23 protein-coding genes are annotated in these 25,046 nt (G+C 45.4%); 1 reads left to right on the top strand and 22 read right to left on the bottom strand.

Translation table 11 applies throughout. The features are described 5' to 3' along the window. Window positions 1-6 precede the first annotated feature (6 nt). From nlpD to rlmD, 12 genes are all read right to left on the bottom strand, one after another. Window positions 7-921 carry a murein hydrolase activator NlpD gene (gene nlpD, locus A142_RS14065; protein ID WP_029405720.1) on the bottom strand — a complete coding sequence of 305 codons (915 nt, stop codon included), beginning with the start codon at window positions 919-921 and terminating at the stop codon, window positions 7-9. A 35-nt stretch (window positions 922-956) separates the two neighbouring features. Continuing rightward, window positions 957-1,583, bottom strand: a complete 627-nt coding sequence (locus tag A142_RS14060) for a protein-L-isoaspartate(D-aspartate) O-methyltransferase (RefSeq protein ID WP_019826319.1) — start codon at window positions 1,581-1,583, stop codon at window positions 957-959. Next, the gene (gene surE / locus A142_RS14055; RefSeq protein WP_029405719.1) at window positions 1,584-2,327 is read right to left on the bottom strand and encodes a 5'/3'-nucleotidase SurE; all 744 of its coding nucleotides are present in this window, start codon (window positions 2,325-2,327) and stop codon (window positions 1,584-1,586) included. It lies immediately after the preceding gene. 81 nt (window positions 2,328-2,408) lie between these two features. Further along, on the bottom strand, window positions 2,409-3,455 hold the full coding sequence (gene truD, locus A142_RS14050) for a tRNA pseudouridine(13) synthase TruD (RefSeq protein WP_029405718.1): 1,047 nt from the start codon (window positions 3,453-3,455) through the stop codon (window positions 2,409-2,411). Between the two features lie 22 nt (window positions 3,456-3,477). Then, on the bottom strand, window positions 3,478-3,957 hold the full coding sequence (gene ispF, locus A142_RS14045) for a 2-C-methyl-D-erythritol 2,4-cyclodiphosphate synthase (RefSeq protein ID WP_004739053.1): 480 nt from the start codon (window positions 3,955-3,957) through the stop codon (window positions 3,478-3,480). A 2-nt stretch (window positions 3,958-3,959) separates the two neighbouring features. Beyond that, entirely contained in the window at window positions 3,960-4,661 is a 702-nt protein-coding gene (ispD, locus tag A142_RS14040) for a 2-C-methyl-D-erythritol 4-phosphate cytidylyltransferase (RefSeq protein WP_019826314.1), read from the bottom strand. Further along, window positions 4,661-4,942 carry a cell division protein FtsB gene (ftsB, locus tag A142_RS14035; protein ID WP_010435786.1) on the bottom strand — a complete coding sequence of 94 codons (282 nt, stop codon included), beginning with the start codon at window positions 4,940-4,942 and terminating at the stop codon, window positions 4,661-4,663. The genes ispD and ftsB overlap by 1 nt, the downstream gene beginning before the upstream one ends. A gap of 410 nt (window positions 4,943-5,352) precedes the next feature. Further along, the gene (gene eno / locus A142_RS14030) at window positions 5,353-6,651 is read right to left on the bottom strand and encodes a phosphopyruvate hydratase (RefSeq protein WP_017059033.1); all 1,299 of its coding nucleotides are present in this window, start codon (window positions 6,649-6,651) and stop codon (window positions 5,353-5,355) included. A gap of 81 nt (window positions 6,652-6,732) precedes the next feature. Then, window positions 6,733-8,373 (bottom strand): CTP synthase, encoded by a 1,641-nt coding sequence (locus A142_RS14025; protein WP_019826311.1) that lies wholly within the window; start codon window positions 8,371-8,373, stop codon window positions 6,733-6,735. Window positions 8,374-8,523: 150 nt separating this feature from the next. Continuing rightward, window positions 8,524-9,321 carry a nucleoside triphosphate pyrophosphohydrolase gene (gene mazG / locus A142_RS14020; RefSeq protein ID WP_029405717.1) on the bottom strand — a complete coding sequence of 266 codons (798 nt, stop codon included), beginning with the start codon at window positions 9,319-9,321 and terminating at the stop codon, window positions 8,524-8,526. Window positions 9,322-9,583: 262 nt separating this feature from the next. Further along, on the bottom strand, window positions 9,584-11,806 hold the full coding sequence (gene relA, locus A142_RS14015) for a GTP diphosphokinase (RefSeq protein ID WP_029405716.1): 2,223 nt from the start codon (window positions 11,804-11,806) through the stop codon (window positions 9,584-9,586). 134 nt (window positions 11,807-11,940) lie between these two features. Then, entirely contained in the window at window positions 11,941-13,260 is a 1,320-nt protein-coding gene (gene rlmD, locus A142_RS14010) for a 23S rRNA (uracil(1939)-C(5))-methyltransferase RlmD (protein WP_019826307.1), read from the bottom strand. Window positions 13,261-13,425: 165 nt separating this feature from the next. On the opposite strand from rlmD, the gene barA reads away from it, so the two are divergent. Beyond that, window positions 13,426-16,239 carry a two-component sensor histidine kinase BarA gene (barA, locus tag A142_RS14005; RefSeq protein WP_019826305.1) on the top strand — a complete coding sequence of 938 codons (2,814 nt, stop codon included), beginning with the start codon at window positions 13,426-13,428 and terminating at the stop codon, window positions 16,237-16,239. 109 nt (window positions 16,240-16,348) lie between these two features. Here barA and acpS read toward each other — a convergent pair whose 3' ends face one another. The 10 genes from acpS to A142_RS13955 all read right to left on the bottom strand — a co-directional run bounded on the left by acpS (window position 16,349) and on the right by A142_RS13955 (window position 25,032). Further along, entirely contained in the window at window positions 16,349-16,729 is a 381-nt protein-coding gene (gene acpS / locus A142_RS14000) for a holo-ACP synthase (RefSeq protein ID WP_019826303.1), read from the bottom strand. 95 nt (window positions 16,730-16,824) lie between these two features. Next, complete coding sequence (gene pdxJ / locus A142_RS13995) at window positions 16,825-17,562, bottom strand: pyridoxine 5'-phosphate synthase (protein ID WP_019826301.1); 738 nt, start codon at window positions 17,560-17,562, stop codon at window positions 16,825-16,827. Then, window positions 17,559-18,287 (bottom strand): DNA repair protein RecO, encoded by a 729-nt coding sequence (gene recO / locus A142_RS13990; protein ID WP_019826299.1) that lies wholly within the window; start codon window positions 18,285-18,287, stop codon window positions 17,559-17,561. The genes pdxJ and recO overlap by 4 nt, the downstream gene beginning before the upstream one ends. A 102-nt stretch (window positions 18,288-18,389) precedes the next feature. Beyond that, window positions 18,390-19,361: a GTPase Era gene (era, locus tag A142_RS13985; RefSeq protein WP_017629580.1), complete on the bottom strand. Its 972-nt coding sequence runs from the start codon at window positions 19,359-19,361 to the stop codon at window positions 18,390-18,392. Further along, window positions 19,354-20,031: a ribonuclease III gene (rnc, locus tag A142_RS13980; protein WP_019826297.1), complete on the bottom strand. Its 678-nt coding sequence runs from the start codon at window positions 20,029-20,031 to the stop codon at window positions 19,354-19,356. The genes era and rnc overlap by 8 nt, the downstream gene beginning before the upstream one ends. A 26-nt stretch (window positions 20,032-20,057) precedes the next feature. Then, window positions 20,058-20,954: a signal peptidase I gene (gene lepB, locus A142_RS13975; RefSeq protein ID WP_019826295.1), complete on the bottom strand. Its 897-nt coding sequence runs from the start codon at window positions 20,952-20,954 to the stop codon at window positions 20,058-20,060. A 97-nt stretch (window positions 20,955-21,051) separates the two neighbouring features. Beyond that, window positions 21,052-22,845: a translation elongation factor 4 gene (lepA, locus tag A142_RS13970; protein WP_019826293.1), complete on the bottom strand. Its 1,794-nt coding sequence runs from the start codon at window positions 22,843-22,845 to the stop codon at window positions 21,052-21,054. A 137-nt stretch (window positions 22,846-22,982) separates the two neighbouring features. Next, on the bottom strand, window positions 22,983-23,453 hold the full coding sequence (locus A142_RS13965) for a SoxR reducing system RseC family protein (RefSeq protein WP_019826290.1): 471 nt from the start codon (window positions 23,451-23,453) through the stop codon (window positions 22,983-22,985). Further along, window positions 23,450-24,412 carry a sigma-E factor regulatory protein RseB gene (rseB, locus tag A142_RS13960; RefSeq protein WP_019826288.1) on the bottom strand — a complete coding sequence of 321 codons (963 nt, stop codon included), beginning with the start codon at window positions 24,410-24,412 and terminating at the stop codon, window positions 23,450-23,452. Before rseB ends, A142_RS13965 begins: the two co-directional genes overlap by 4 nt. Beyond that, complete coding sequence (locus A142_RS13955; protein ID WP_029405715.1) at window positions 24,409-25,032, bottom strand: sigma-E factor negative regulatory protein; 624 nt, start codon at window positions 25,030-25,032, stop codon at window positions 24,409-24,411. The genes rseB and A142_RS13955 overlap by 4 nt, the downstream gene beginning before the upstream one ends. Window positions 25,033-25,046: the final 14 nt, after the last annotated feature.

Raw genomic sequence — 25,046 nt, 5'->3', positions numbered from 1 at the left:
TTGTATTTAAGGTAAATATCGTTTTGGATTAACGGATTTACCTTGGTAACGAATCTCAAAGTGCAGCCTAACACTGCTGGCTCCAGAACTTCCCATTGTTGCAATCTTCTGCCCTGGTTTCACACTTTGCCCTTCAGATACTAATAGTCGGTCGTTATGCGCGTATGCACTTAAGTAATTATCATTGTGCTTCACAATCACTAGATTGCCGTAGCCTCGTAGTGCATTACCCGAATAAACAACCGTTCCCCCTGCAGTAGATACTATTGGCTGACCTCGCTGTCCTGCTATGTCTATGCCTTTATTTCCTTGTTCGCCTACAGAGAAATTCTTGATTACTCTCCCTTTAGTTGGCCATAACCATTTGGATACTTTATCACTTGTTGGTTTGGTGGACGGTGTAACATTCTGTTTACCTTTAGAACCAACATACTCCTTTGATTTGGATTGTTCAACCTTCTTTGGTGGATCTTTTTTCACCACTTTGGTGGTAGTTTGAGCTGGAGCCGGTTTAGAGTTTTTACTCTTTTGTGGTGTGGTTTTTGGTTTACTTGCCGTAGATGACGTTGTGGATGCGGCGACAGGCGCAGCAACTGCTGCTGCCGCTACCGTTGACTTACCATACGCTGGCGCGTTGTAGCTAGGACGCCATAACTTAAGCTTCTGCCCTGGGTGGATAGTGTAAGGAGCAGACAACTTGTTATAACCGATGAGGTCTTTAACGTCTTTATTGGTGACATAAGCAATGAAGTAAAGGGTGTCGCCTTTTTTAACTTCATAGTAACTGCCACGATAACTACCACGATCAATCGATGAGTAATTCTTGTTTAGGTTTGAAACGGGCGCAGGCGAATTTGCTGCACACCCAACAAGGGCACAGCTAAGCAGTAAAGTACTTCCTTTAAACAACTTCGAACGCATCGACTCTCTATCCACCTACACCAATAGTCTTGTTATTAAGCTAGTTCACCAGGAACAAGAGGTACAAATCTCACCATTTCGATAACACTCGATAAAAATTCATCGCCGTGACGAACGATCTTCAACAGTTGTTGTTCATCATCCCCTACAGGAATCAGTAAACGACCACCATCTTTCAGCTGTTGCAGAAGCGCTTGAGGAATCGACTCTGCAGCAGCGGTAACAATAATCGCATCAAAAGGCGCCTTTGAAGACCACCCTTGCCAACCATCACCGTGCTTAGTTGAAATATTGTAGAAATCGAGTTGCTTCAACCTGCGTTTAGCATCCCATTGTAGCGACTTTATTCTTTCAACCGAATAGACATGATCAACAAGCTGAGCCAATACCGCGGTTTGGTAGCCAGAACCCGTTCCAATCTCCAAAACGCGGCTATCTTGTTGTAACTCAAGCAGCTCTGTCATTTTGGCAACAATGTATGGTTGGGAGATTGTCTGACCCTGTCCGATCGGCAGCGCATTATTGTCATAAGCTTGATGGTACATCGCCTGTGATAAAAAGCTCTCTCTCGGCAGTTGGTAAATAGCATCAAGAACCTTTTGATCTCGGATGCCATTTTCAATCAGAAAAGTAATTAAACGCTCAGCTTGCGGATTACTCACTTACTTCCCCCCTAACCATGTTGCCATCGCGCCCAACGACTCATGCGCCGTCAGATCAACCTGCAACGGTGTTACCGACACAAAGCCATGCTCAATCGCGTAAAAATCGGTGCCTTCACCGGCATCTTGCTCTTTGCCCGGAGGGCCGAGCCAATAGATATCGTGACCACGCGGGTCTTTTTGCTTGATCATATCTTCAGCGTGATGACGAGCACCTAGGCGTGTCACCTGAGTACCAGACAGTTGTTCTAAGGCTAAATCAGGAACGTTCACGTTCAACAAGCGATTGGTCGGGATTGGGTTTGCTAAATGTTGTTCGACAATACGACGAGCAATCGCTGCCGCTGTCTTAAAATGTTTTTTTCCCACCAGAGAAAACGCTACCGATTGAACACCTAGAAAATGCCCTTCCATTGCTGCTGCCACCGTGCCGGAATAAAGCACGTCATCACCCAGGTTAGCACCGTGATTAATGCCCGTTAATACCAGATCAGGCATGTCATTCTTTAGCAGTTCGTTTAACGCAAAATGCACACAGTCGGTCGGTGTTCCTTGTACCGAATAGGTATTTTCAGCAATCTCTTGAACACGCAGAGGCTGTTCTAAAGTTAATGAATTTGACGCACCCGAGCGATTACGGTCAGGGGCAACAATGATAACTTCAGCAAGATCACGTAGCTCATTTGCCAGCTCATGAATACCTTGAGCGTGCACACCATCATCATTGCTGAGTAAAATCTTCATCTTGTATCCTTTCTTTTGTTCCCATGCTAAGCCAAGCCACTTAAATTCCAATATCAAGTGACCCAGCTCCAAGCAGAATCGTTATTGCTCGTAGGTTCTTTCTACGTGTACTTCTTCAACCAACTCTCGAACGATAGCAGTTGCGAAACAACCTGCGTCTAGAGAGAACTTAAGAGTGACATTATCTTCGTTCACTTCCCAAGTTAAATCGGTTGGTTTTAACGATGCTTCACGACGGTCATGACGCATGCGGTTACCGCGAATCAGCGCCATTAGGTCAGGTTCAGAATCAAGATGTTTTTGCTCTAACGCTTGAGACTCATCAGTCGTTGGCAAAGTATTATCGCCAGCCAAAGCAACAGTAACCAATGCAGATCCATTCGCGATGTCTTGGTTTACTGCTTCGATATTGTCCGCTGTTACCGCTAGTTGAGCGCCGTCTTTCATGACAATATCGCCAACCAATGCCGATGCAAACGCATCTTGCTCAATACGGTCTGACAGGATCAGGTTGTAAATCCACGAGCGAGCCGCAGAAAGGTACAAGCTGCGCTTATTCTGGTTACGAGTACGAACGTTATCACGGCCCCAACGACGAGCTTCAGATAAGTTGTTACCTTCATTACCAAAACGCTGAGCACCGAAGTAATTTGGCACACCGACTTGAGCGACTTTTTCCAAACGTTTTACGACATCATCACAGTCTGTTACTTCAGACAAAGTCAGCTCGAATTGGTTGCCAACTAAATCACCCGGACGTAACTTTTTGTTGTGTCGTGCTGTCGCCAAGATCTCAATGCTTGGGTACTGTGCTAAGAAAGCTGAAAAGTCAGGCTCACCTTTTGGTAGGTGTACACTCAACCACTGCTCAGTCACCGCGTGACGGTCTTTTAAACCTGCCCAGCTCACGTCTTTCGACTTAACACCGCAAGCTTTAGCCAGCTCGTTTGCTACGAAGCTCGTGTTTTCACCAGTTTTACGAATACGAACCATTAGGTGCTCGCCTTCACCAGTAAACTCAAAACCCAAGTCTTCATTAACGACAAAGTGTTCGGCTTTTGCTTTTAGTTTTGCTTTCGCAGTTGGTTTACCGTTTAGATAAGCCAATGAAGATAAAATATCTGACATGCTGTTCTTTTCGTGTTGGTGCTTACGCACTTTTAGTAATTAGGACCACCGCTTCACATGCGATGCCCTCTTTGCGACCTGTAAAACCTAAACGCTCTGTGGTCGTCGCTTTTACATTCACATTGCTAATGCTGGTTTCTAGGTCTTGAGCAATAGCTTGGCACATAGAGTCTATATGAGGCGCCATCTTTGGAGCTTGCGCCATGATAGTAATATCAGCATTACCAATCACGTAACCTTGTTCTTTTACTCGACGGTAAACATCTTTCAGTAGTTCACGGCTATCCGCGCCTTTCCATTCGTCATCGGTATCAGGGAAATGACGACCAATATCACCCGCAGCAATCGCACCTAATAGAGCGTCACACAACGCATGAAGGGCTACATCACCGTCTGAGTGGGCAATAAGACCTTGCTCGTAAGGGATGCTTACACCACCAATAATTACAGGGCCTTCACCACCAAACTTATGTACATCAAAGCCATGGCCAATACGAATCATCATTATTCCTTATTCTGACTTAAATAGAACTCAGCAAGCGCTAAATCTTCAGGCTGAGTAATCTTAAAATTATCTGAGCGCCCTGCCACTAAAGCGGGCGATAAACCTTTCCATTCAAAGGCTGAGGCTTCATCAGTAATTGAAGCGCCTTGTTGCAACGCCTCACTTAATACCTTCCACAGAGGCTTTGCTCTGAACATTTGTGGAGTAAGTGCATGCCATAAATCGGCACGCTCAACGGTATGCTCAATCTGCCCTTGGGCACCGCGCTTCATCGTGTCACGCACTGGAGCCGCTAAAATAGCGCCCACATCATGGCTCATTGCACCGGAAATTAGCTTGTCGATATCACTTAGCTGAACACACGGCCTTGCCGCATCGTGAACCATTACCCAATCACTAAGCTGCTGCTCAGCGATATAGTTTAGCGCAGAGAGTACAGAGTCTGCTCGCTCGCTTCCGCCTGACACTCTGATCACTTGCGGGTTCAGGTTGAGTGCTAGATCAGGGTAGTATGGGTCATCATCGCTGATCGCAACGACAATTTGAGCGACTTGTGGGTGAGACAGTAATTTCTCAATGGTGTGCTCTAAAATTGTTTTGCCGTGAATCTTGAGATATTGCTTAGGGCGGTCTGCCTTCATTCGGCTACCGACGCCCGCCGCAGGTACAACGGCAATCACGCTTTGAAGTTGAGTCGACATTAATGGGATTCCTCACCAATGATGCGATAAAACGTTTCACCTTCTTTGACCATTCCAAGTTCATGACGTGCGCGTTCTTCTATCGCGTCTAAGCCTTGGCGTAGATCGTCAATTTCAGCAAACATTTCTGCATTTCGAATATGCAGCTTTTCATTTACTTGCTGTTGAACTTGGATTTCGTTGTTCACACCGTAGTAATCAGAGATACCATTTTTACCGAGCCACAGTGTGTGTTGTAGCCAGCCAAACACTATGAGCAGTACTAAAGCAAAAATTCGCATAACACCTTTCGCCGGTTGAAAAAGAAGGAACTAGAATAAGGCACATATATACCATAATGAGCTTATTGGTGCGAGATATGTGGTGTCAGGGAATCAATAAGTCGGGGAATTATTGTTATTCGAAATCCACAATGAGATTCCCGACTCCCTCCTCCGTCGGTCTCGAGAATGACGGGTAATACAAATCACTGCAGACAAAAAACTCAAAGAGATAGCACCTTCCCTAAGCCACATACTCTCGTCATTCCCAAGAAGGAGGAACGACTGAGTTGGGAATCTATGGAGTCAAAGGTAAATAAGAGATTCCCTATTCCTTCCTTCGTCAGTCTAGGGAATGACGAATTTTAGGCAAAAAAATGCCCCGCATAAGCGAGGCATTTAAAAAGCTTAGATTAACAATTCGCTAGGAATTATTGACCTTTAACTTCTTTAAGACCGTTGTAAGGAGCTTTAGAACCTAGAGCTTCTTCGATACGGATAAGTTGGTTGTACTTAGCAACACGGTCAGAACGGCTCATAGAACCAGTTTTGATTTGACCTGCAGCTGTACCTACCGCTAGATCAGCGATAGTTGCATCTTCAGTTTCGCCAGAACGGTGAGAGATTACTGCAGTGTAGCCAGCGTCTTTAGCCATCTTGATAGCAGCTAGAGTCTCTGTTAGAGAACCGATTTGGTTGAACTTGATAAGGATAGAGTTAGCTACGCCTTTCTCGATACCTTCAGCAAGAATCTTAGTGTTTGTAACGAACAGATCGTCACCAACGATTTGAAGCTTGTCGCCTAGAAGTTCAGTTTGGTGCTTGAAGCCATCCCAATCTGACTCGTCAAGACCGTCTTCGATAGAAACGATTGGGAAGTTGTTCGCTAGCTCAGCTAGGTAGTGGTTGAACTCTTCAGAAGTGAAAGTTTTACCTTCGCCCTTCATGTTGTAGATGCCAGCTTCTTTGTCGAAGAACTCAGATGCTGCACAGTCCATAGCAAGAGTAACGTCTTTACCTAGTTCGTAACCAGCAGCTGCAACAGCTTCTGCGATAACTTCTAGAGCTTCAGCGTTAGATTTAAGGTTAGGAGCGAAACCACCTTCATCACCAACTGCAGTGCTGTAGCCTTTAGACTTAAGAACTTTAGCTAGGTTGTGGAATACTTCAGCGCCGATACGTAGACCTTCTTTAAGAGTTTTAGCGCCAACTGGTTGGATCATGAACTCTTGGATGTCAACGTTGTTATCTGCGTGCTCACCACCGTTGATGATGTTCATCATTGGTAGAGGCATAGAGAACTGACCAGCAGTACCGTTTAGCTCAGCGATGTGCTCGTATAGAGGCATGCCTTTCGCAGCAGCAGCAGCTTTTGCGTTAGCTAGAGATACAGCTAGGATAGCGTTCGCGCCGAACTTAGACTTGTTATCAGTACCGTCTAGGTCAAGCATGATTTGGTCAACGTCAGCTTGTGCTTTAGCGTCAGTACCAACTAGAGCTTCAGCGATTGGGCCGTTTACAGCTTCAATAGCTTTAAGAACACCTTTACCTAGGAAACGTGATTTGTCGCCGTCACGTAGCTCAAGAGCTTCGCGAGAACCAGTAGATGCGCCAGATGGAGCAGCAGCCATACCTACGAAACCGCCTTCTAGGTGTACTTCAGCTTCTACAGTTGGGTTACCACGTGAATCGATGATTTCACGACCTAGAACTTTAACGATCTTAGACATTGAATGTTTCCTTCTCGTTGAATATATAAATGTCAAATTTAAAGGTAGCAGCACAACTTACGCAGCTACCTGTATTCCTTTTTACTTTTCTAACTCGCCGCGCTGGAACTCACCAGCCGCTTTAACGAAACCTGCAAACAATGGGTGACCATCGCGAGGTGTTGAAGTGAACTCTGGGTGGAATTGAGCAGCAACAAACCATGGGTGGTTCGGGTTCTCAATAACTTCAACCAGTTTCTTGTCCGCAGATAGACCCGATACTTTTAGGCCCGCTTTTTCGATTTGTGGACGAAGATTGTTGTTCACTTCGTAACGGTGACGGTGACGTTCATGGATCGTCGCGCTACCGTATAATTCGTAAGCTTTAGTCCCTTTCGCTAGGTGACAAAGCTGTGAACCAAGACGCATTGTGCCGCCTAGGTCAGATGATTCTGTACGCTCTTCAACTTTACCTTCGCCATCAGTCCACTCAGTGATAAGACCAACTACTGGGTACTTAGTTTCAGTACAGAATTCAGAAGAGTGTGCCCCTTCCATTTTCGCAACGTTACGAGCGTACTCGATAAGCGCTACTTGCATACCTAGACAGATACCTAAGTACGGTACTTTGTTTTCACGAGCGTATTGAGCAGCAAGAATCTTACCTTCAACACCACGGTCACCAAAGCCACCAGGAACTAGGATTGCATCTAGGCCTTCTAAAACTTCTACGCCACGAGACTCAACGTCTTGTGAATCTACGTATTTAATATTAACGCTTAGGCGGTTTTTCAAGCCTGCGTGTTTTAGCGCTTCATTTACTGATTTGTATGCATCTGGTAGTTCAATGTACTTACCAACCATACCAATCGTCACTTCACCCGTTGGGTTAGCTTCTTCGTAAATTACTTGTTCCCATTCAGACAGATCTGCTTCTGGAGCTGTGATGCCAAAACGCTTACATACAAGTTCATCAGTGCCTTGAGCTTTAATAAGCTGAGGGATCTTGTAGATAGAGTCAACATCGCGCATAGAAATAACTGCATTTTCTTGCACATTACAGAACAGAGCAATTTTCTTACGCTCGTTCGAAGGAATGTTGCGGTCTGAACGACAAACTAGGATGTCTGGCTGAATACCAATAGACAGCAACTCTTTTACAGAGTGTTGCGTCGGCTTAGTTTTCACTTCGCCCGCAGCTGCTAGGTATGGCACTAGAGTAAGGTGCATGAACATTGCGCGTTCACGGCCTAGTTCTACTGCTAGCTGACGAATCGCTTCCATGAATGGTAGAGATTCGATATCACCAACCGTACCACCAACTTCAACGATCGCGATATCGTGGCCAGCTGCGCAAGAAATTACACGCTCTTTGATAGAGTTAGTGATGTGTGGGATAACCTGAATAGTTGCACCTAGGTAATCACCGCGACGCTCTTTAGCGAGTACGTCTGAGTAAACACGACCTGCAGTGAAGTTGTTACGCTTAGTCATCTTGGTGCGAATGAATCGCTCATAGTGACCAAGGTCAAGGTCTGTTTCAGCGCCATCTTCCGTAACGAACACTTCACCGTGCTGAGTCGGGCTCATAGTGCCTGGATCAACGTTGATGTAAGGGTCAAGCTTCATCATAGTCACTTTAAGACCACGAGCTTCTAAAATAGCCGCAAGAGATGCTGCAGCAATACCTTTACCTAGAGAGGATACAACCCCGCCAGTAACAAAAATGTAATTTGTCGTCATGTTTAACCTGAAATTGGTTGAATGAGGGAAATGGACTACTTCTGGACGGGATGAAAATATACCAGAAGCCCCTTATCGCCACAACGTGAAATCTATCACACTGCTATTTTTTATTTTTTGCTTCAAATCAATTCATGATAAAAGCTTTGGTTATCTTTTCTCCGCCACTTTGACTTCATCCCACATGGAATCAAGCTGTTGTAGTGAAAAATCGGTCAAATTTTTATCTTGCTGACGAACTTTTTGTTCCACCCCTTTAAAGCGACGTGAAAACTTCAGATTGGCTTTGTTCAGCGCCGTTTCTGGATTTTTACCTAAATGTCGCACCAAATTGACCGTCGCAAACAGCAAATCACCCAACTCTTCTTCAACCAAATCTTCGTTAGGTGTAACTTGAAGCGCCTCTTCCAGCACCTCGTCAACTTCCTCTAATACCTTATCCGCGACTGGGCCAATTGAGTCCCAATCAAAGCCAAATTTCGCGACCTGCTTTTGAATCTTTGTAGCACGCGAAAGCGAAGGTAGAGAGTTTGGTATTGAGTCTAGAATACTTTCTTGAGTTTTGCCTGCTTGTGCTTTTTCTTTGGCTTTTTCCGCTTCCCAGTTGGCATTGATTTCTTCATCACTAGCAAACTCGGTATCAGAGAACACATGCGGGTGACGTCGTGTTAGCTTCTCATTGATGCCATCAACCACATCAGAGAACTCAAACAGTCCCTGTTCTTTCGCTAACTGGCTATAGAAGATCACCTGAAACAACAAGTCACCCAACTCTTCTTGTAGATTCGGCCAGTCTTTGTTGTGAATCGCATCCACCACTTCGTAGGTCTCTTCGATAGTATGCGGGACAATTGTTTCAAAATTTTGTTTTAAATCCCAAGGACAGCCACCTTCTGGATCGCGCAGCTTAGTCATGATCTGTTCAAGTTGTTCAATCGGGTGATTCATCGTTTTCTTCCTATTACTGTCTTTGATTTTTAAATTTATAACGTCTTCTAAAACTAAAAGGTACTGATATTAAAAAAGGTGAGCAGCCAAAACCACTCACCTTTGTTGATACTGTCTAATTCTCTAAATTACGCATCTTTCACTAAGCAGTTGTTACTTTAACAAAGCAACAAGCTTTCGCGATTCCTGAGCATAGCTCGCCTATGTGATGGAACAAGAAAGCGCAGTTAACGCAGTAAAAGTGACTAATGCAACGTGAAAGTTAGCCTAGGCGTTTAACCGACATGACATCTTTAATTTGCTCTACTCGACTGGTCACTCGACTCAGAATCTCAATATTGGTCACTTCCAAATCGAAATCCATTACCGATAGCTGACGTTTATAGTCGATGCGGCTCTTCATTGTCGTCACGCTGATCTTCTCGTTCGAGAACAGTGAGGTGATGTCTTTCAGCAAGCCATTACGCTCCAGTGCTTCAACACGCAGCGTTAGGATGTAAGAACCGACGAAGCCATTGCCCCAGACTGTATCAATAATACGTTCTGGTGCGTGCAGGCTTAACTCACTCAACTGTTCACAGTCAGCACGGTGAACTGAGATACCACGACCTTGAGTGATGTAACCTTTAATCACATCACCTGGGATTGGCTGACAGCAACGAGCTAGGTGTGTCATTAAGTTATCAACGCCCTCAACCACTACCGCGTCTTTCTTTGGACGACTCTGTTGTGCTGGTTTGTTTTCCGACTCAAGCAGTTTCTCTAGCGCTTTCTTGTCTTCTTCTTCCGCCGTAGGCTTATTCACCAACGCATTGATGTGATTAACCACTTGGTTAATGCGCAAGTCGCCACTGCCGATACCAGCATAAAGCTCATCTGGCGTGTTGACGTTAAAGCGCCTCAGTGCGTATTGGTCGGCATCTTTTAAGGTTGCACCCACTTTCGCAAGTTCCGCCTCAAGGATGTCTCGACCCGCTTCGAGGTTCTTCTCACGACTTTGCGCGCGGAACCATGCGTTAATCTTCGCGCGAGCACGACCTGAATGAACAAAACCTGTGGTTGGGTTTAACCAATCACGTGATGGGTTCGGTTCTTTCTGAGTAATGATTTCAACCTGATCACCCATCGATAATTTATGAGTGAACGGTACGATACGGCCTGCTACTTTGGCACCGATACAGCGGTGTCCAACCATCGAGTGGATGTGGTAAGCGAAGTCCAGTGGGGTTGCACCCATAGGTAGATCGACCACGTCACCGCGCGGTGTAAAGGCATATACGCGATCATCAAATACTTGGCTACGAACTTCATCCAGCATCTCGCCAGAATCCGACATCTCTTCTTGCCAATCGATAAGTTTACGCAACCAAGTGATTTTCTCGTCGTAACCACTGCGTCCGCTTGAAGCACCTTCTTTGTACTTCCAGTGTGCAGCTACACCCAATTCAGAATCTTCGTGCATTTGCTTGGTACGGATTTGAATCTCAATGGTCTTACCTTCAGGGCCCAGAACCACGGTGTGAATAGACTGGTAACCATTTGGCTTAGGGTTCGCCACGTAGTCATCAAATTCACTTGGTAGATGTTTGTATTTGGTATGAACCACACCTAAGCCGGCATAGCAGTCTTGGAGCTGATCGGCGATGATACGTACCGCACGCACGTCAAAAAGCTCATCGAAGTCCAAGCCTTTCTTTTGCATCTTACGCCAGATACTGTAGATGTGTTTTGGTCGACCGCTGACTTCAGCATTGATGCTTGAACGCTTCATTTCAGCCGTTAAGTCGTCAACGAAATCTTTAATGTATTGTTCACGTACGATGCGACGCTCAGACAGCTGTTTAGCAATCTGCTTGTAAGTGTCTGGCTGTTGGTAGCGGAATGCGTAATCTTCGATTTCCCACTTAAGCTGACCAATACCTAAACGGTTAGCAAGCGGAGCGTAGATGTTAGAACACTCTTTTGCTGCCGCGCGACGCACAGCATCAGGCGCTTTTTTCACCTCAATAAGGTTACAGATTCGTTCAGCGAGTTTGATGACTACGCAGCGGAAGTCGTCGACCATTGCCAGTAACATACGGCGAACGTTATCAACTTGACCCGAGGCAGCACTGCCTTCAAGAGTCACGTTTAACTGGCCTAAGGCCGCCATTTCTTCAACGCCATCGATCAACTTTACGGTTTCTTTACCGTAGCTTTCTTCAAAAGCTTCACGCTCAAAAACGCCGCTTGAGACTACGGGGAAAAGTTGCGCTGCAATTAAAGTGGCACGGTCCATGGACAGCGTAACCAAGATTTCGATCATCTCGCGGCCACGCCAAAGCAAGAGCGACGCTTGCTCGTGATCTTTTAATAGCTCTTCACAGTGACGATAAACTTTGATCAGTTTATTCGAGGTTTTTGCGTCTTGATTCAATGACGCAATCCAACTTTCTAGCTCAAACTGTTCGCTTGGGTTTAAATGTGCGCTTCGTACCGCAACCATCATGCCTTCCTAGTTATTATGTTTTACACCCAATTCAATATGACTAACTGGTTCCAAGTTAGTTCGACCATATTGATATCAGCGCAGGCTTCCCTGCGCCTTTGTGATTCATTTGAAGCCTTGTTTAAGGGCCTCTAAGCCTTGATAAAGAGAGCCATCGATTCGAGATGACTGGTGTGTGGGAACATGTCCAACATACCCAGTTTGGCTAATTGATAGCCTTGTTTTTCTAAGCTCTCAGAATCTCTAGCTAGAGTAGCAGGATTACACGAAACATAAACCACACGCTTCGCTCCTAACGCTGAAATTTGATCAACGATCCCACTCGCTCCCGCACGTGCCGGGTCCAGCAATACTTTATCGAATTTCTCTTTTGCCCAAGGCTGTGAAGATAAGTCTTCTTCAAGGTTAGCTTGGTAAAATTCCGTATTACTTAACTGGTTTAACGCTGCATTAGATGTGGCTTGCTGAACCATTTCATCAACGCCTTCTACACCAACCACAAACGCCGATTGTTGCGCGATAGGCAAACTGAAGTTACCGAGACCACAAAATAGGTCGAGCACTCGCTCATCCGCTTGAGGCTCTAGCCACTCAATCGCTTGAGCCACCATCTGCTGATTCACTTTCTGGTTTACTTGGATAAAGTGGTTTGGCTCAAACGGTAACGTCACGCCAGTTTCGCTATAAGAAGGTGCATCGCCTACTAAACGAACCAACTTATCGGTTTCAGGCATCGAGTACAGCGTAGCGCCTTCTTCTTTTGCTAACGCAATCAGCGCTTGCTCATCTTTTTCAACCAAAGGCTTAAGGTGACGTAGCACCATAACAGGGCCAGTATCGCCCAACACCAATTCAACGTGTCCTAAAGACGTAAGGCTGTTGAAAGTGTTCAGTAAATTTTTCAGTTTTGGAAGCAATACATTAAGGCGAGGATCAAGCACGGCACAGTCGGTGATGTTTTCAATCTGCTTACTCTGCTTCTTACGGAAACCGAATTGAAGCTGCTGTGTCTTCTTATCAACAAATAGGCTGATACGTGCGCGACGTCGATAACCGGTTTCATCACCAATAATAGGTTGTGCAACTTCAGTATTAGCCGTTTGGTATTGGCTCATCAGGTGGGTCAGAGATTGCGATTTATGCTCAACCTGAGAAGAATAACCGAGATGCTGAAGGTGACAACCACCACACTGATTAAAGTGCTTACAAAATGGCTTTAAACGCTGCTCGCTCGGCTTCAACAATTTGATGAGCTTTGCTCGCGAAAACTTACTTTTGCTCTCAGTAAGTTGAATGACCACCTGCTCACCTGGCAATGCGCCATCAATGAAAACCGGTTTATTCTTCTGATAAGCGATGCCAGCGCCATTGTGATCCATTCGTTCAACCAAAACCGATTGATGCTTGGTCTCGAGTTGAGTTTTCTTTTTTGGTTGGAAAAAACGTGCCATTGCTTGTGCCTAATGTATCTTTTAATAAGTAATTGGTATCCAGGACTCACTATTCTGTCTTGGAATCATTGTCGAACGTCACGGCTTTGATTAAGCTTACCGTTCACTTAACCGCCATTGTGTGCGTTATTTTCCCATATCCAGACCTCGATGTAATTAAAGAACATGACCAGATATGGCTTAAGAGCCCGTGTAATTACCTTAACTCTAGCTCCAACCCTGATTATTGGGTTGCTATTGAGTGCATTTTTCTCATTTAACCGCTATCAAGACCTTGAGGGTCAGGTGGTTAACACTGGTACTAGCATCATTGAACCACTTGCGATTGCGAGTGAATCAGGCATGAAGCTCGAAAGTCGAGAGTCTGTTCGTCAGCTTATTAGCTATGCGCATCGAAAGAACTCTAAGCTGGTGCGCAGTATCGCGGTGTTTGATGAACGTCATGAGTTATTTGTAACCTCAAACTTCCACCCCGATTTTGAAAGCCTAACCTATCCCAAAGATAAACCGATCCCGCATTTAAGCTCATCGAATCTGCTCGATAACACGCTGATCCTGCGGACGCCTATCATCGCCGAAGGACAGTACATCAACTCAGCCAACGGTCAATCTCAAGCCAATCAAGCGATCGGCTATATTGCGATTGAGTTAGATCTGTCATCACTTCGATTGCAGCAATATCAAGAAGTATTCTCTGCCTTCTTGGTATTGATTCTCGGGCTTGGTTTATCGGGCGTGTTTGCGTTTCGCTTAATGCACGATGTGACTCAACCGATCACGCACATGAAAAATATGGTCGACCGAATTCGTCGTGGTCACCTAGATGTACGTATCGAAGGTAAGATGCATGGTGAGCTAGACTCACTGAAAAACGGTATCAATGCGATGGCGGTATCGCTATCAGAATATCACGTCGAGATGCAGCACAGTATCGACCAAGCCACATCAGACTTGCGTGAAACCCTTGAGCAACTAGAGATTCAAAACGTTGAGTTAGACATTGCGAAAAAACGCGCTCAAGAAGCGGCTCGTGTTAAATCTGAGTTCTTAGCGAATATGTCTCACGAACTGAGAACGCCTCTGAACGGTGTGATTGGCTTTACTCGTCAGATGCTCAAGACTCACCTATCGAACAGTCAAACCGATTACCTGCAAACCATTGAACGTTCGGCAAATAACCTGCTTAGCATCATCAACGATATCTTGGACTTCTCGAAACTTGAAGCCGGTAAATTAGCGCTAGAGAACATTCCATTTGAGTTCCAAGCCAGCCTTGAAGAGGTAGTAAACCTTCAAGCAACCAATGCTCATGAGAAAGGTCTAGAGCTGACACTGAAGATCGATCCTAAAGTGCCGCCAGGCGTGGTGGGTGATCCACTGCGTATTCAACAAATCCTGACTAACCTAGTGGGTAACTCAATTAAGTTTACCGAGCGCGGCAACATTGATATCAGCGTTGAGCTTCGCTCACAAAGCGAAGACAACATCGAGCTACAATTCATGGTTCGCGATACGGGTATTGGTATTTCTGAGCGTCAACAAGCTCAGCTGTTCCAAGCCTTCAGCCAAGCCGACGCAAGTATCTCTCGTCGTTATGGTGGTACAGGCTTAGGTCTGGTTATCACCCAAAAACTGGTCAGCCAAATGGGCGGAGAGATCAGCCTAACCAGTCGTCTGCACCAAGGTTCCACCTTCTGGTTCACCTTGAGACTATCAACGACTGATATGCCGATGACTGAGCTGATTGAGACTCAGTGTCTGCAAGACAAACAACTGCTGCTTATCGAGCCAAACATGCAAGCGGCATCGATTACTCAGCAAATCCTAACTCAAGAAGGCTTAGTGGTAACGTATCGTTCGGTGATGCCAGACGAGACCACCTCGTATGACTACGTTCTGCTTAACCTAGCCGCCAACCAAGAATATCAATTTGATACCGTGAGTGGTTGGGCGATAGGTGCGAAGAAGATTGCTCAAAACGTGATTATTGGTACACCAAGTACCGAGCTAGCGTTAGGTGAGCAACTAATGAAAGAGGTCGATGTTCAGTGCATCACTAAACCTCTTTCTCGTAAGAAGTTACTGCAAACTCTGGTATCGAATCAGGCACCAACCTTGATTGCACCAGCGATTGAGACACATTCAGAAGAGAAGCTTCCGCTTACGGTATTGGCGGTCGACGACAACCCAGCCAACCTAAAACTGATCACCGCACTGCTCAAAGAGCGAGTAGAAACCGTCATCAGTTGTACCAGTGGTCAGCAGGCGATAGACAAAGCGACAGAGACGCCATTTGACATCATCTTCATGGATATTCAAATGCCACAGATGGACGGTGTGACCGCTTGTCAGAACATCAAAAAACTGGCGAACAATGCGAACACGCCTGTAATTGCCGTGACTGCACATGCAATGATTGGCGAACGAGATCGACTGCTTGAAGCGGGCATGGATGACTACCTAACCAAACCGATTGAAGAGCATGTTTTACAACAGGTTCTGATTCATTGGAGCTCGACCTCTGAGGTTGAGCACATCGAAAAAATAGATCCAGACCACCCAGCGGTCTCTGCTGAAGTCGACAACGCTCCGGTGTCAGAAACTGAAGTCAGCGTGCACACAAACATCATCATTGATTGGCAAGCTGCGATGAAACAAGCCGCCAATAAAGAAGACCTCGCACGCGATATGTTGCAAATGCTCGTAGACTTTATTCCAGAGGTGTATGAGGCAGCAGACAAAGCGATAGAAGACAGTGACTACCCAGTTGAAGAGCTGATACACATCATCCACAAGATGCATGGCAGCAGCTCGTACAGTGGCGTACCAAGACTAAAATCGGTCTGTGCGACGATAGAGAAGGAGCTGCGTTCAGGCACTTCTGTTGAGGACATTGAACCGGAGCTGTTTGAGCTTCAAGATGAGCTAGATAAGGTTCAAGCGACGGCCATTCACTACTTGAAACCAACCAGTGAATAGATTGATTTAGCCTCAATTTCAAGGAAATAAAAAAGCAGAGCGTAATAAGCTCTGCTTTTTTGTTTGTTCTATTTACTCAGTAGTTAATGAACATCAGGATGAGTAGCGATTACGACTCAAAGAGTACCGTCGCCACGGCGTAATGACGCTCATCTGAAATAGTCAGGTGAATCGATGTTGTGCCACTCGCTTGTGCAATCTCTAAAGCTTTATTGTGTAAGCACAGCACCGGCTTACCATGCTCATCATTTGATATTTCAAAATCATGGAAGGTGACACCCTTAGCAATGCCCGTGCCCAGCGCTTTTGATGCTGCTTCTTTGGCAGCAAAACGTTTAGCAAGATAGCGACCTTTTTGCTTGAGCTGCTGAAAAACTTCAAACTCAGATTCCGTAAGAATACGCTGAGCAAATGCCTCACCACTTCGTGATAATGCCTTTTCAACACGCTCAATTTCTGCGATATCTGTACCTAGTCCAACAACAGCCATGCTTACCCTACTACCAAACTTCTATCTATTAACTTTATCGATTCTACTGATTAACCGCTTAACGCTTACTGCTAAACTAATGACTAGTTAAAGGACTAAGCGTTGTTGCGTGCTGTTTCCATCACGGCTTTCATGTCTGCAACGGCTTTGTTCAAACCATCAAACACTGCGCGTCCCATGATCGAGTGACCGATGTTCAGCTCGTAGATCTCAGGAAGAGCCGCAATCGGTGCGACGTTGTGGTAAGTCAGACCATGACCCGCATTGACTGTGATACCAAGATCGTCCGCGTAGCTTGCGCCTGCAGCAATCTTTTTCAGCTCGTCTTGTTGATCTTCTTCTGTTTTAGCATCGGCATAATGGCCAGTGTGCAGTTCAATGAACGGTGCGCCACACGCTTTTGCTGCGTCAATTTGCTCACGGTCAGCATCGATAAACAGAGATACTTTAATGCCAGCAGCAGACAGTTTTTCCGTCGCCGCTTTGATCTTTTCAAGTTGACCAACCACGTCCAAGCCACCTTCAGTGGTTAGCTCTTCACGTTTTTCAGGAACCAGACAAACAAACTCAGGATTAGTAGCGAGGGCAATTTGAACCATCTCATCCGTTACTGCCATCTCCAAATTCATACGAGTCTGAAGTGTTTCAGCCAGAATACGTACATCGCGGTCAACGATATGACGACGGTCTTCACGCAGGTGAACAGTAATGCCGTCAGCACCCGCACGTTCAGCAATTTCAGCTGCGTGTACTGGATCTGGGTATTTAGTACCACGTGCATTACGTAGTGTTGCAATATGGTCGATATTAACGCCTAAAAGGATTGAGCTCATTTTCCAATACTCCGTGCTCTAGAGAGGGCTATTGTTGGCATAAATAGCTCTCTACTTTTTAATGGTTTGCCGCCAAGATACGGCTTTAAGGCTATGCGTGTAAAGCGTTTTGCCGCTTTTAACTGCTCTTTAGTGATAAACCTACGTTCACTGATTGCGATAAGTTCATCGCCCATAAAAGTCAGGTTGTCTCGACGCACCGAAGCGATGAAACCTTTCTGCTCTCGATAGCGATAAGTCATGCTCGGATCGATCGCTTCGCCAGTACCCGCGCAGTGTAAAAAGTCGACGCCATAACCCATAGCGGATAATAGAGCCAGCTCAAAGCGGCGCAGTGCTGGCTCAGGATTATCATTATGCGCCAGCTCTGTTAAAGCATGAAGATAGTCGTGAAAAAGTGCAGGCATCGGTACTTCCGCCATCAATACGCGACCGATAAGCTCGTTCACGTACATGCCTGAATACAGATTAATACCGGCGAGAGGAAGCCCCAAGCTGATGGGTTCAGCTTGGCGTAAGGTTTTCATCGAACCATTACCAGACCACTTAAGCAGTAGCGGCGTAAAAGGTTGTAATGCACCTTTCAAATTAGAACGCTTGCTGCGAGCGCCTTTAGACATCAACGTCACCCGACCGAACTCTTCGCTGAAGACGTCCAAGATCAGGCTCGACTCACTGTATGGTCGACGGTGCAACACAAAGCATCGCTGTAACCCTTCGCTCAATCACTCACCCTTATTACAGATACAAAAAGAGAGAGTGCGAACTCTCTCTTGGATTTATCTTCAGTTCAACTTTCTTAATCTCAGAAAGTGACGTTCAATATATTATAGATCGTCGATGTAGCCTAACGAGCGAAGTGCACGCTCATCATCAGCCCAACCAGATTTAACCTTGACCCAAGTCTCTAGGTAAACCTTACGGCCGAACAGCTCTTCCATATCGATACGCGCTTCACGACCAATAGTTTTGATCTTCTCGCCCGCTTTACCAATCACCATTTTCTTCTGACCTGTACGCTCAACAAGAATCAGTGCATTGATATGGAAGCCATCGTTATCAGGGTTGTAATCAAAACGCTCGATCTCAACCGTTACTGAATAAGGTAGCTCGTCACCCGTAAAACGCATCAGCTTTTCACGGATAATTTCAGACGCCATAAAACGTTGCGAGCGATCAGTCACGTACTCTTCAGGGAAGTGGTGTGTCGCTTTAGGTAAATGCTCACGTACGTGCTTACGCAGTACATCAATGTTTTTACCTTGCTTCGCTGAGATTGGCACAACATCAATGAAGTCCATCTTCTTAGAGACTTCCATCATGTGTTGCATTACGTTAGTACGATCTTGAACGTTATCTACTTTGTTGATGCAAAGTACAACTGGGAAGTCAGTCTTCTTCAGTTTGTTCAGAACCATCTCATCATCGTCAGTCCAGTGTGTACCATCGACAAGGAAGAATACTAGGTTTACATCACTCAGTGAGCTGTTCGCTGCACGGTTCATCAAACGGTTGATTGCACGCTTTTCTTCAATATGAAGTCCAGGAGTATCAACGAAGATCGCTTGGTAATCACCCTCAGTTTCAACGCCCATAATACGGTGACGTGTCGTCTGTGGTTTACGTGATGTAATAGAGATCTTCTGACCCAGAATATGGTTCAGAAGCGTCGACTTACCTACATTTGGGCGACCGACAATAGCGATGAAGCCACAGTGTTGGTTTTCCGGTAGGCCTGTTTGTTTGCTATCAGATGAAAAGAATGCATCGATATCGAAATCTTGGTTGTTATCAGACATTGCTTAGTTGCTCTAATGCTGTTTCAGCAGCCGCTTGTTCTGCCTTGCGGCGGCTAGTGCCTTTACCGATAACAGGTTTATCCACACCTGCCACTTCACACTCAACCGTAAATTCTTGGTTGTGTGCTTCACCTTTAATATTAGTCACTGTGTAGACAGGTAGAGGATTTCTTCGACCTTGTAAAAACTCTTGAAGACGAGTCTTCGGATCTTTTTGAGATACTCCAGGCTGAATTGCATCTAGGCGAGATTGGTACCAGCTTAAAATAATGCTGCGAACCGTCTCGGTATCACTATCCAAATAGATAGCACCGATGATCGCTTCAACAGCATCCGCTAGAATAGAATCACGACGGAAACCGCCACTCTTCAACTCACCTGGACCTAATTTTAAGTAATCTCCTAGTTCGAATTCACGACCTAGTTCTGCCAATGTATGACCACGTACTAATGTTGCGCGCATGCGGCTCATATCACCTTCGTTTACCTTAGGAAAACGGTGGTATAGATCATCAGCGATAACAAAACTTAAAATTGAATCGCCCAGAAACTCAAGACGTTCGTTATGTTTACCTGCGGCGCTGCGGTGAGTCAGCGCCAAGTGGATAAGATCGGCATCATTGAACTGATAGCCAATCTTTCTCTCTAGTTTATCAATTGGAGAATTCATGCTCTCTCGATGTGTTAATTGATCGATTAATGAATCCCACCGATGCGATTAAAACGCACACCAGTAGGAATCCATGTTGGAAGTACACTGTCTGAACCACGTTCGAATTCGAAACTGATCCAAATAGCAACAGCCTTACCAACAAGGTTTGCTTCAGGGACAAAGCCCCAGTAACGGCTATCAGCACTGTTGTCACGGTTATCACCCATCACAAAGTATTGGCCTTCTGGAACGACCCATTCGTTAACACCAGGACGAGGCTGATACGATTGCACACGATTACGACGCAATGGGTTAACTAAGATTTGGTGCTCTACATCTCCAAGCTGTTCATTCAGTTGAATCAGAGGCACACCATCTTGAATAAATTGGCTTTCTTCAACATTACTTAATTTCACTGGTTTACAGCTACTTGTACCTTTCGCCTGGATACAGATCTCTTTACGACTGCTGTAACGAATAGTATCACCTGGCAAACCGACAACACGCTTGATGTAGTCAATGTTTGGCTGAGGCGGGTACTTAAATACGATTGAATCACCACGTTCTGGCTTGCCTGTTTCTACCAATTGAGTGCGCCATACTGGGTCTTTTAAACCATACGCGTACTTCTCTACCAAGATGAAATCACCAACCAAAAGCGTTGGCATCATCGAGCCAGATGGGATTTGAAACGGTTCGTAGATGAACGAACGCAAGATCAAAACAAATGCAATTACCGGGAAAATGGACACGCTATTCTCTACCCACCAAGGCTGAGCCGTAACTTTTGCGCTGGTTTCAGCGTCTAGACCATTCGTTTGTGCTTCCACATCAGCAAGCTTCTGCTGGCGCTTCTTCGCCCACACAAACTTTTCCAATGCCCATACAATGCCGGTCACTAGAGTTACGATCACTAAGATAAGCGAAAATGTATTAGCCATTGATATCCCTTAAATTTCATTTCTTTAAAAATAACGAAAGTGAAAGAATAGCGAGCTACCCTTTCACTTTCAATTATTCGTTTAACGCTGGATAAAGTTAATCTTTGCCAACGTGAAGAATTGCTAAGAATGCTTCTTGAGGCAGCTCTACGTTACCGATCTGCTTCATACGCTTCTTACCTTCTTTCTGTTTCTTCAGAAGTTTCTTCTTACGACTCACGTCACCACCGTAACATTTCGCGATTACGTTCTTACGCAGTTGTTTAACTGTAGAACGAGCGATGATGTGGTTACCGATAGCCGCTTGAATCGCGATATCAAACATTTGACGAGGGATGAACTCTTTCATCTTCTCTACAAGCTGACGACCACGAGTTTGCGATTGATCTTTGTGTGTAATCATCGCAAGTGCATCAACCGTGTCACCGTTTAGAAGTACGTCTACACGAACCATGCTTGATGCTTCAAAGCGTTGGAAGTTGTAATCCAGTGATGCGTAACCACGAGACGTTGATTTCAGACGGTCGAAGAAGTCCAGTACTACCTCAGCCATTGGAATATCGTATACAACCGCTACTTGGTTGCCGTGATAAATCATATCAACCTGAACACCACGCTTCTCAACACACAGTGTGATTACGTTACCTAGGTAGTCAGAAGGTACTAAGATATTACAGCGTGCAATTGGCTCGCGAATCTCGTTGATATCATTGATAGCTGGCAGCTTAGCTGGGCTATCAACATACAGCTGAGTACCGTCTGTTTTTTCAACTTCGTATACTACGGTTGGTGCTGTTGTGATTAGGTCTAGGTCGTATTCACGCTCTAGACGCTCTTGGATGATCTCCATGTGAAGCATACCCAAGAAGCCACAACGGAAACCGAAACCAAGTGCTGCTGAGTTCTCTGGTTCGTAGAATAGAGAAGCATCGTTCAGACTTAGTTTACCTAACGCATCACGGAAGTTTTCGTAATCATCAGATGATACTGGAAACAGACCCGCGTATACCTGTGGTTTTACTTTTTTAAAGCCTGGTAGCGCTTTTTCACAGCCGTTTTTAGCCAGTGTTAGCGTATCACCAACCGGTGCACCTAGGATGTCTTTGATACCACAAACAACCCAACCTACTTCACCAGTATTTAGTTCAGTAGTATCTACCTGTTTCGGTGTGAAGATACCTAGACGGTCAACACCCCAAACTTGGTCTGTCGACATTACTTTAATCTTGTCGTTCTTCTTCAGTGTACCGTTCTTGATACGAACCAAAGAAACTACGCCAAGGTAGTTATCAAACCAAGAGTCAATGATCAAAGCTTGAAGAGGCGCTTCAGGATCACCCTCCGGTGGTGGAATAGCCGTTACGATGTTTTCTAGTACATCATCAACACCTAAACCTGTTTTCGCAGAACAGCGAGTCGCTTCCATCGCATCGATACCAACGATTTCCTCGATCTCTTCAGCAACACGTTCTGGTTCAGCTGCAGGTAAGTCAATCTTGTTCAAGATTGGCACTACTTCCAGTTCCATTTCGATTGCTGTGTAACAGTTTGCTAGAGTTTGTGCTTCAACACCTTGACCAGCATCCACTACAAGTAGTGCACCTTCACAAGCCGCTAGAGAACGAGATACTTCGTAAGAGAAGTCTACGTGTCCAGGAGTGTCGATAAAGTTAAGTTGGTAAGTTTCACCATCTTTAGCTTTGTAATCTAAAGTCACACTCTGCGCTTTAATTGTAATACCACGCTCGCGTTCTATATCCATAGAATCGAGGACTTGAGCTGCCATCTCACGTTCACTTAATCCTCCACAAACTTGGATTAAGCGGTCAGAAAGGGTCGACTTACCGTGGTCGATGTGGGCGATAATCGAAAAATTACGAATGTGCTTCATAGGCTTGGTGTGACTAAACTCTTTGAATAGGGATAATAAGAAAGCCGCAACGCGTCCAATCTACACTCAGCATTGGTGGCGGCATTTCAATCAAGTTGGCAGATTCTACCCAATTTAAGGGCAAGAAGCATCATAAATTAGACGAGAGACTCACCTAGGATTCGAATCAAGACGACTTCTTGCTTGGATTTGTCTTCCATTGGTTTGGCTAGCCGCTTCGCTAAGGCAATACCACCAGCGGTAAATAGTGCAGCACAGAGTATAACAATGCCCTCGCCCCCTTGAAGTAAGGGTTGCAACAAGAGTTGTCCAAAACCAGCACCAATCATCAACATGAAAAGTGGGATCAGATAAACGATCGCCGCCGACTGAAGTAGGCTTTTTTCTGGAAAGCCAATTTCTACGATTTGTCCTGCTTTGACTAAGCTTTTGGTTTTAAGCTGCCAAAACAAAGATTTATTACCCACAGCTTTAGTCACAATACCTGTTCCGCAGCTTTTTTGAGAAGAACAACTGCTGCAACTGGTTTGTTGCTCGCTGCTCAGTTGAACAAAATATTGCTTACCTTTTTGTTCAACCGAGCTAACGGTCGCCAGCGCGGTCATCATTGCGCTGGTTCCAATTTATTAAACGTAACTGATTGAGCAATACGTTTGGCGGTTGCTGGCGGAATATCACCAACCACAGAAATTTCTTTATCGCCAATCACTAAGCTGTGTAAGGTTCTGCGTCCTTGACGTACCAATTGCCCTTTCAATGAATGTTCGTCTTTATCGGCGATATAAACCGAAAAGCTAAACAATCCATCACTGAAAAGCTGACTTTCAACCATTTTATCGGTCCCAGCCATTTGATAGCGGCTAAGCTCTTTTGACTTAAACCCTTCAGGAATCCAAGACGCTTGCCAGTTAGTTTCACTCACTAAGCCTTCCGGTAATGATAAGACTTTCGGCAATTGAGCTTGGTTTAAGCCTCCCATTGCTTCGGCAATCTTATCGTTCACCACGTAAGAGATCGTACGGTACTGTTCAAGCACTTCGCCATCACGATCCAAAAGGTCGGCACGCAAAGGAAGGCTCGTTTTTTCGTCTACCCAAACCACGTAAGAATAACGAAGGCCATCTTTCGGTACGACGCGCAGAACTTGAGTGGTGCTGCCCGCTTCACGAGAGCGCCCAACTTTCACAAAGTCGTAGTACTGATTCAGGGATTCGATATCTCGATTAATCATCGGGATAACAGGGGCAACCATACTGCCAGACTGAATCGTAAATGGTTCAGTACCTGGTTCGATGTAGCTCACTTCATTGCCACGTCGAATGACTTCACGAACTGGGCCGCTTAGGTAAACAAGGTGTGCAAGTTGTTGGTCGTCGTTAACTGCATGGCGATAAACAAGAGGTTCAATACTGCTCTTCTTTATCAAAATGTAGGAAAGTTCGTAATTTAGCTGCTGACTGGCCTCGTTCATTTGATGTAACAAGGCCTTTGCAGTGGTTTCCTCTGCAAAGGCTGTTGGAGACATCAAGCTGAACAGTGTCAGTGCACTGACCAGGATTTTCTTCATTCAATGTCCGATTCTAGATGTGCATCTTGCATTGGCGATGCATCACTGTTTAATCTTAGCTGCAGCTCATAATCTTCTAGCATTGCATGAACACGTTTACGCTGCTCTTGCAAGTTAGCTTCAGATGCAGGCTTCTCAACAGAGTCACGCGTTAAGCTTACTGGTTCCGCAGAACCCGCAAATGGAATCGTCTGGAGTACAGGCAATTGCTCTGGTGCTGCAGGATCGTTACCGCCATATTGTTGAACACCCAATACAACTGCTAATGAAACACAGGCTGCCACAGCAACTTGTCCAAACTGTTGTAACCACGCAGGAAGCTGACGCTTCGCTTGTTGCGGCTTCGGCTGCTCTTCAATTGGAGCAACAGTAGGTTCAACATTCACTTGGTGCAGGTTCGACATTGAACCATGTGCAGGCTCGTTCTCAAGCGCTGCTGCTACACTGTTAGCAATGTTCCACTCTGGAGTTTCTGGCGCATCCCCACGCATAACATCACCAATTAAATGGTAACTCTGCCAGGTATCCATGCTTTCTTGATCAGATTCGAGATCTACAATGAGAGCTTTATCGATCGTTTCACCATCCATGAGTGCCGAAAGCTTTTCTTTATCAGCCATTATTTTCACCATAA

The organism is Vibrio splendidus 12E03, from assembly GCF_000272105.2.
GTDB classification, from domain to species: Bacteria; Pseudomonadota; Gammaproteobacteria; order Enterobacterales; family Vibrionaceae; genus Vibrio; species Vibrio splendidus_I.
This window is presented reverse-complemented; position numbering and strand designations above follow the sequence as displayed.

Bases quoted from the DNA above. Each gene is read 5' to 3' on its own strand.
- nlpD (WP_029405720.1), bottom strand. From the start codon at position 921: ATGCGTTCGAAGTTGTTTAAAGGAAGTACTTTACTGCTTAGCTGTGCC.
- surE (WP_029405719.1), bottom strand. From the start codon at position 2,327: ATGAAGATTTTACTCAGCAATGATGATGGTGTGCACGCTCAAGGTATT.
- truD (WP_029405718.1), bottom strand. From the start codon at position 3,455: ATGTCAGATATTTTATCTTCATTGGCTTATCTAAACGGTAAACCAACT.
- ispF (WP_004739053.1), bottom strand. From the start codon at position 3,957: ATGATTCGTATTGGCCATGGCTTTGATGTACATAAGTTTGGTGGTGAA.
- ispD (WP_019826314.1), bottom strand. From the start codon at position 4,661: ATGTCGACTCAACTTCAAAGCGTGATTGCCGTTGTACCTGCGGCGGGC.
- ftsB (WP_010435786.1), bottom strand. From the start codon at position 4,942: ATGCGAATTTTTGCTTTAGTACTGCTCATAGTGTTTGGCTGGCTACAA.
- eno (WP_017059033.1), bottom strand. From the start codon at position 6,651: ATGTCTAAGATCGTTAAAGTTCTAGGTCGTGAAATCATCGATTCACGT.
- A142_RS14025 (WP_019826311.1), bottom strand. From the start codon at position 8,373: ATGACGACAAATTACATTTTTGTTACTGGCGGGGTTGTATCCTCTCTA.
- mazG (WP_029405717.1), bottom strand. From the start codon at position 9,321: ATGAATCACCCGATTGAACAACTTGAACAGATCATGACTAAGCTGCGC.
- relA (WP_029405716.1), bottom strand. From the start codon at position 11,806: ATGGTTGCGGTACGAAGCGCACATTTAAACCCAAGCGAACAGTTTGAG.
- rlmD (WP_019826307.1), bottom strand. From the start codon at position 13,260: ATGGCACGTTTTTTCCAACCAAAAAAGAAAACTCAACTCGAGACCAAG.
- barA (WP_019826305.1), top strand. From the start codon at position 13,426: ATGACCAGATATGGCTTAAGAGCCCGTGTAATTACCTTAACTCTAGCT.
- acpS (WP_019826303.1), bottom strand. From the start codon at position 16,729: ATGGCTGTTGTTGGACTAGGTACAGATATCGCAGAAATTGAGCGTGTT.
- pdxJ (WP_019826301.1), bottom strand. From the start codon at position 17,562: ATGAGCTCAATCCTTTTAGGCGTTAATATCGACCATATTGCAACACTA.
- era (WP_017629580.1), bottom strand. From the start codon at position 19,361: ATGTCTGATAACAACCAAGATTTCGATATCGATGCATTCTTTTCATCT.
- rnc (WP_019826297.1), bottom strand. From the start codon at position 20,031: ATGAATTCTCCAATTGATAAACTAGAGAGAAAGATTGGCTATCAGTTC.
- lepB (WP_019826295.1), bottom strand. From the start codon at position 20,954: ATGGCTAATACATTTTCGCTTATCTTAGTGATCGTAACTCTAGTGACC.
- lepA (WP_019826293.1), bottom strand. From the start codon at position 22,845: ATGAAGCACATTCGTAATTTTTCGATTATCGCCCACATCGACCACGGT.
- A142_RS13965 (WP_019826290.1), bottom strand. From the start codon at position 23,453: ATGATGACCGCGCTGGCGACCGTTAGCTCGGTTGAACAAAAAGGTAAG.
- rseB (WP_019826288.1), bottom strand. From the start codon at position 24,412: ATGAAGAAAATCCTGGTCAGTGCACTGACACTGTTCAGCTTGATGTCT.
- A142_RS13955 (WP_029405715.1), bottom strand. From the start codon at position 25,032: ATGGCTGATAAAGAAAAGCTTTCGGCACTCATGGATGGTGAAACGATC.